This is a genomic window from Streptomyces sp. NPDC058291 (assembly GCF_042880855.1).
Classification (GTDB): domain Bacteria; phylum Actinomycetota; class Actinomycetes; order Streptomycetales; family Streptomycetaceae; genus Streptomyces.
On the sequence record NZ_JBHVYK010000053.1, the window covers coordinates 49622 to 55786 of the forward strand.

Annotated in this window: 6 protein-coding genes; 3 read left to right on the forward strand and 3 right to left on the reverse strand. The window is 72.8% G+C overall.

Annotated elements, in window-relative coordinates; all coding sequences use genetic code 11:
- The first annotated feature begins 125 nt into the window (after positions 1-125).
- Positions 126-794: a hypothetical protein gene (locus ACFVYK_RS24720; protein WP_389777746.1), complete on the forward strand. Its 669-nt coding sequence runs from the start codon at positions 126-128 to the stop codon at positions 792-794.
- Between the two features lie 76 nt (positions 795-870).
- Here the strand turns inward: ACFVYK_RS24720 and ACFVYK_RS24725 are convergent, their stop codons facing one another.
- On the reverse strand, positions 871-1905 hold the full coding sequence (locus ACFVYK_RS24725; RefSeq protein WP_389777748.1) for a LacI family DNA-binding transcriptional regulator: 1035 nt from the start codon (positions 1903-1905) through the stop codon (positions 871-873).
- 117 nt (positions 1906-2022) lie between these two features.
- Here ACFVYK_RS24725 and ACFVYK_RS24730 point away from each other — a divergent pair, with 117 nt between their 5' ends.
- Positions 2023-3198 (forward strand): phytanoyl-CoA dioxygenase family protein, encoded by a 1176-nt coding sequence (locus ACFVYK_RS24730; protein ID WP_389777750.1) that lies wholly within the window; start codon positions 2023-2025, stop codon positions 3196-3198.
- A 239-nt stretch (positions 3199-3437) separates the two neighbouring features.
- The gene (locus ACFVYK_RS24735; RefSeq protein ID WP_389777751.1) at positions 3438-4442 is read left to right on the forward strand and encodes a Gfo/Idh/MocA family oxidoreductase; all 1005 of its coding nucleotides are present in this window, start codon (positions 3438-3440) and stop codon (positions 4440-4442) included.
- Positions 4443-4502: 60 nt separating this feature from the next.
- Here ACFVYK_RS24735 and ACFVYK_RS24740 read toward each other — a convergent pair whose 3' ends face one another.
- Positions 4503-4718, reverse strand: a complete 216-nt coding sequence (locus ACFVYK_RS24740) for a hypothetical protein (RefSeq protein ID WP_389777752.1) — start codon at positions 4716-4718, stop codon at positions 4503-4505.
- Positions 4719-4769: 51 nt separating this feature from the next.
- The gene (locus ACFVYK_RS24745) at positions 4770-6020 is read right to left on the reverse strand and encodes a serine hydrolase domain-containing protein (RefSeq protein WP_389777754.1); all 1251 of its coding nucleotides are present in this window, start codon (positions 6018-6020) and stop codon (positions 4770-4772) included.
- Between the last annotated feature and the right edge of the window lie 145 nt (positions 6021-6165).

Here is a 6165-nt window from a genome sequence, read left to right on the forward strand (position 1 = left end):
GCACCACCCCGGGTTCGGTCCTCAGGGCCAGGGACGCGGGCCCGGTGCGACGGCACGCTTCAGGGGTCGGCGCTCACACGGCCGCCGGCGCGGGAACCGTCGCACCGAGAACTCGGGGGAACACCATGTCCGAAGCCGTCGCCCGCCGTCTGACCGGCCTCGCGGCCCTGGTCGCCGCGATCGTCCTCATCGTCGAGGTGCCGTTGTACTTCGTCTACTCCGGGCCGCCGCCGGACGCGAACGTCCTGTCCAGGCTGCTGCTCGGCATCGTCGCGCTGGCCTGTCTGGTCGTGTTCTTCACGGCCTTCCGCGAACTCGTCGCCCGGGTCGCTCCCGCCCGCGGATGGCTCGGCTCGATCGCTCTGTCCGCCGGGCTCGTCTACGCCACCGTCACCCTGGTCTCGATGGGCCTGGAGGCCGGCGCGGTCATCGCCGTGGATCACCCGATCGACCCGACGATCGACGTCAGCGGCACCTACATCCTGTACGGGTCGATCTCCCGTCTGATGCTGGGCCTGTTCCTGGCCGCGTTCGGCCGGGCGGTGACCCGCAGTGGTGTGCTGCCCCGCTGGACCGGCCGTTCCGCGTACGTCCTGGCGGGCTTCAACCTCCTGTTCGTGCCGTCGCTGTTCTTCGGCAACGACCCCGCGTTCTTCTACGCGGCCAACGGCTGGGGCACGACCGCGCTGACGGGGGCGGTCCTCAGCTACTGGCTGCTGGCCCTGGGCATCACGGTCCGCCGCGGTGCGGCCCGGGTCGCCCCGGCGGGCGCGTCGCCCGCGCTGCACCGCTGAGTCGCCTCGCCCGGTTCGCCGGGCCGCCGGAGACCGGCGGCCCGGCGCGAGCAGGCGCCCCGAGGGGCGGCCCCCGTCAGCCGGCCGCCCCCCGGTGCGGCATGTTGTACGGGGTGACCACCTGGATCGCCGACGGCAGCCGGGGCCCGGCCGGGGGCAGCGCGCCGTGCGCCCGCATCACGGTGCTGCAGGCCTCGCGCACGTCGTGCCGCAGGTCGTGGTGGAGGACGGCGGACAGCCGGTGCTCGCGCAGCAGCCGGGTGTTGTCGTGGTCGAGGTCGTGCGCCACGAACACGTCGCAGTCGCGGCCGAGGTCGGCGAAGGCGCGCAGGGTGGCGATGTTGCCGCCGCCGATGGAGTACACCGCGCGGATCGCCGGGTCGCGTTCCAGGGCTGCCCGCACGAGGTCGTACTGGGTGGCGTCCAGCCCCTGCCCCTCGGCGATCTCGACGAGCGCGCGCTGCGGATGGCGGGCGCGCATCAGGCTGCGGAAGCCCATCTCGCGCTCCTCCTCGTTGCGGAAGAAGCCGCTGCTGATGCTGGTGAGCACGTTTCCGGGTCGGTCGCCGAGCCACTGGCCCATGAGGTAGGCGGCGGTGGCGCCGGCTGCCCGGTCGTCGATGCCCACGTAGGCGAGGCGGGCGCTGGCGGGCAGGTCGGTGACCAGGGTGACGACCGGGATGCCGGCGGCCACCAACCGGCCGACGGCGGCGGTGATCTCGGGGACGTCGGGCGCCTTGAGGATGACGCCCTGCGAGCCGCGCCGGACCGTCCGGTCCAGCGTCGCCGCCAACTCCTGGACCGGTCCCGTCTCCCGGAAGTGGAAGCGGGAGCGCAGCACGGCCGGGTGCAGGGACGGCAGCTCCGCCTCCAGGGCGGAGCGGACGGCCGTGGTGAATCGTTCCGGCGCCTGCATGACGATGTCGATCATGAAGGTGCGGCCGACGAGCCTGACCTGGGTGCGCTGCCGGTCCAGATCCGCGATGGCCCGCCGCACCTCCTGCGCGGTGGACTCCCGCACCCCGCCCCTGCCGTTGAGCACCCGGTCCACGGTGGCCTCGCTGAGACCGGCCTGACGTGCGATCTCACGGAGAGGGAAGGGATGGCCCACGGACGACTCCTCGGGGTCGGCTTGAGGGGTTTTTGACGGCCGCCTGCTGGTTGTTCGACGGGTTTGTACTGACAACAATGACAGCACCGAGCCGCCGCTGTCACCGAAGGGACGACGATGTCCTTCACCTCCACCCGAGGCCGTTCCTGGCTGACCGAGCAGGACTGCGACATCGACGACCTGCGCGCCCTCGTCGAGCGCGGCACCGATCTCGCCGACTACCCGCACGCCGCGTCGGTCGAGGGCGGCGTCCTCGTCTACGACAGCGAGCGGCTGCGCGCGACGCGAGCCGGAGACGGCCGGGCGGTGCGCGCCGAGCTGGTGCGCGCCTTCGCCGACGGCCCCGGCGTCGTGGTCTTCCGACGGGCCTTCCCCGATCCGGCGGTCGTCGACCGCGCCACCGCCGTCTTCGAGGCGCTGATCGCCGAGCAGCGCGCCTCGGGCGCCGCCGCCGGCGACCACTTCGCCGTGCCCGGCGCCAACGACCGCGTCTGGAACGCCCTGGAGAAGACCGCCCTGTACGACCCGGAGACGTTCGCCGACTACTACGCCAACGACGTCCTCGCCCTGGCCGCGCGGGCCTGGCTGGGCCCCGGCTACCAGGTGACCGCCCAGGTCAACGTGGTCAACCCGGGCGGCGCGGCGCAGCGCCCGCACCGTGACTACTACCACCTCGGGTTCCTCTCCGGCGAGACGGCCGCCGCCTACCCGGCGCACGTCCACCGGCTCTCCCCCGTGCTCACCCTGCAGGGCGCGGTCGCACACGGCGACATGCCGGTGGAGACCGGCCCCACGCTGTACCTGCCGTACTCGCAGACGTACGAGCCGGGCTATCTGGCGTGGCGGCTGCCGCGCTTCCAGGCCTACTTCGACGACCACCACGTGCAGCTCCCCCTCGCCAAGGGCGACGCGGTCTTCTTCAATCCGGCCGTGCTGCACGCCGCGGGCCACAACCGCACCGCCGACGTGCGCCGCACGGCCAACCTGCTGCAGGTGTCCTCGGCCTTCGGGCGCGCCATGGAGACCGTGGACCGGGAGGCGGTGGCGGGCGCGGTCTTCCCGGTGCTGCTGCGCCGCCGGGCGCAGGGCGTGGACGAGGACTGGCTGGAGCGGGTCGTCGCCGCGAGCGCCGAAGGCTACCCGTTCCCCACCAACCTCGACGCCGATCCGCCGGTCGGCGGTCTCGCCCCGTCCTCCCCGGCCGACCTCGTGCGCCGGGCGCTGCGCGAGGGGTGGACGCCGCGGGCGCTCAGGGACGCGCTGCGGGCGGCCGCCCAGCGCCGCACCAGCTGAAAGGGCCCGCACACATGGGACGCGCCCACGACACGGTCACCCGCGGAGACGACGGCCGCGGAGACGACGGCAGCCGGAGCGGCGGCACGGCCGCCCGCGGGACCGCGGCCCGCGCGGGCGCCCTCGTGACCGCCCCAGGGCGGCCCCACCCTCCCCCACGCCGCTTTCCCCCGCCCGTCCCCGTCCCGTAAGACGCTTCGTCAGACCTCTTCGCAAGACCTCAAGGAGCTGCACGTCCCATGCGCATCGGAATCCTCGGCCTCGGCCGCATCGGCGCCTTTCACGCCGAGACCCTCTCCGGACTCGACGCCGTCGAGTCGCTCGTCGTGGCCGACCCGTTCGCGGCGGCCGCCAAGACCGCCGCCGAGCGGTTCCGCGCCGAGGTCGCGGACTCCCCCGAGGCCGTGCTGGCGGCCGGGGTGGACGGCGTCGTGATCGCGGCGGCGACCGACGCCCACCCGGGCCTGATCCTGGCTGCCGTCGAGGCGGGCGTTCCCGTCTTCTGCGAGAAGCCCGTCGCCAGGACGATGACCGAGGGCGTCGCCGTGCTCCGGGCCGTCCAGGGCAGTGCCGTGCCCATCCAGATCGGCTACAACCGCCGCTTCGACGCGGGCTTCGTCGCCGCTCGGGACTCCGTGCGGGCGGGCGAGCTGGGCCGGCTGCACACGGTCCGCTCCACCACCTTGGACCCGGCCCCGCCGCCGGCCGCGTACGTCGCCGCGTCCGGCGGCATCTTCCGGGACTGTTCCGTGCACGACTTCGACATCATCCGCTGGGTGACGGGCCGCGAGGTGAGCGAGGTGTACGCGGTCGGCGGCAACCGGGGCGCCGACTACATCAGGGAGGCCGGCGACGCCGACACCACCGGGGCGATCCTCACCCTGGACGACGGCACGATCGCCGTGGTCTCCAACTCCCGCCACAACGCCCGGGGTTACGACGTCCGCATGGAGCTGCACGGCTTCACGGACTCCATCGTCGTGGGCCTGGAGGACAAGTTGCCGCTGCGCTCGGTGGAACCCGGCGTCATCTTCCCGGCCGGCACGCCGCACGACTTCTTCATGGACCGCTTCACCGCCGCCTACCGCGCCGAACTCACCGCGTTCACCGAGGTCGTGGCCGGCTCGCGCCCTTCCCCCTGCACGATCGAGGACGCCCTGGAGGCGGGCTGGATCGCGGAGGCGTGCACGCTCTCCCTGCACGAGCACCGGCCGGTGACGATCGCCGAGGTGCGGGCCTCCTGAGCCGACGAACCCGCCACGAGGGCGGCCGGGGAGAAGCGCTCCCCGGCCGCCCTCGCCGGCTCAGAGCCCGTACCGGACCGCGAACTCGTCCGGATCGTAGGCGTCCCGCGCCGGGTCCCTCGGCGTGGCCGGCCGCTCCTCCACCATGTCCTGCGGGCGCACCCGCCCGGGCAACGCACCGAACCGGTCCCGGCGCCGTTCCTCCGCGGCGCCGTCCTGCTCCTGCTCCTGCTCCTGCTCCTGCTCCTGCTCCTGCTCCTGCTCCTGCTCCCGCATCTCACCCTCCCCGTGCACGAACCGACTCACCCTGCACCTGTTCGAACGTCCTCACCTCGCCGTGGGTTCCGCCGGCAGGTCGAACACGTGGTCCGGGGAGATGATCGAGGTGATCGCGTCGCCGAACAGGGTGCTGGGTTCCTCGTTCTTGTAGTTGATGTCGGTGTTCAGCACGACGACGAGGGTGGTCCGCGCGGACGGCAGGTAGACGGTCAGCGACTCGTAGCCGGGCAGCGAGCCGTTGTGACCGATCCAGCCCTGAACGTTGAAGATGCCGAGGCCGTAGCCGGCGCCCGGGATGGGCGTGGCCGGGGTGATCAGCCGCTGCTTCTGGGTCGCGGGGCTGATCATCCGGTTGCCGTCGGGCAGCACGCCGGTGGCCACGGTGCGCGCCCAGACGCGCAGGTCGTCCAGGGTGGAGATCATCGCGCCGGCGGCCCAGCCCCAGGAGGGGTTCCAGTCGGCCGAGTCCTCGACCTTCCCGGTCGCGGTCTGGTCGGTGTAGCCCTGGGAGTGCGGCGTGGGGAACTCGGCGCCGGTCGGGAACAGCGTGTCGTCGAGTCCGGCGGGGTTCAGGACGTGCTCGTGGATGTAGTCGTTCAGATGCTGACCGCTGATCTTCTCCACGAGCAGGCCGAGGAGGATCAGATTGGTGTTGCAGTAGTAGAACTCCTTGCCCGGCGGGAAGAGCACGGGGTGCTTGAAGGAGTAGTCGAGCAGTTGCTGCGGGGTGAAGGGCCGCGTCGGATCGGACGTCAGCGCCTTGAAGAAGTCCTCGTCGGCGGAGTAGTTGAACAGTCCGCTGCGCATGCCGGCCAGCTGCCGCAGGGTGATCTTGTCGCCGTTGGGCACACCGTCGATGTACTTGCCGATGGTGTCGTCGAGGCCGATCCTGCCCTCGTCGACCAGTTGCAGGACCGCGGTCACGGTGAACGTCTTGGTCTCGCTGCCGATGCGCAGGAACAGGTCGGGCGCCATCCTCTGACCGGTGCTCTTGTCGCGGACGCCGAAGGACTTCACGTACGGGCTCTCGTCGGGCGCCCAGATGCCGACGCTCACGCCGGGCACGTTCGCCTGCTTCATGACCCGCTGGACGGCGTCGTCGACCTGCTGCCGCACGTCGGGGGTGAGTGCGACGACGCCGCCCCCGGACGCGGTGGGCGAGGGCGGTTCGGTGGCGGTCGCGACGGCGGCGGCCGAGGACGGCGGCGGCGTCGCGCCGGCCGCCGCGGGCGCCACCAGCGCCCCCACCGCGGCGGCGGCCACAATGCCGCCGCGCAGTCGCGTGTACGCGTGTGTCATGGGCTTGCTCCCGCATGAGGAGGTTCTCGCGCCGCAGGCCACAGCCGCACCGGGGGGCACGGGCCGCATGCGGCCCATCGCTTTCCACCATACGAGCGAGGGCGCGCCGCCGCCTGTCGGATACGGCGGCGGCGCGCCGGCGGTC

Excerpts from the sequence above, each read along its gene's own strand:
- ACFVYK_RS24720 (WP_389777746.1), top strand. The coding sequence starts at position 126 with ATGTCCGAAGCCGTCGCCCGCCGTCTGACCGGCCTCGCGGCCCTGGTC.
- ACFVYK_RS24730 (WP_389777750.1), top strand. The coding sequence starts at position 2,023 with ATGTCCTTCACCTCCACCCGAGGCCGTTCCTGGCTGACCGAGCAGGAC.
- ACFVYK_RS24735 (WP_389777751.1), top strand. The coding sequence starts at position 3,438 with ATGCGCATCGGAATCCTCGGCCTCGGCCGCATCGGCGCCTTTCACGCC.
- ACFVYK_RS24740 (WP_389777752.1), bottom strand. The coding sequence starts at position 4,718 with ATGCGGGAGCAGGAGCAGGAGCAGGAGCAGGAGCAGGAGCAGGAGCAG.
- ACFVYK_RS24745 (WP_389777754.1), bottom strand. The coding sequence starts at position 6,020 with ATGACACACGCGTACACGCGACTGCGCGGCGGCATTGTGGCCGCCGCC.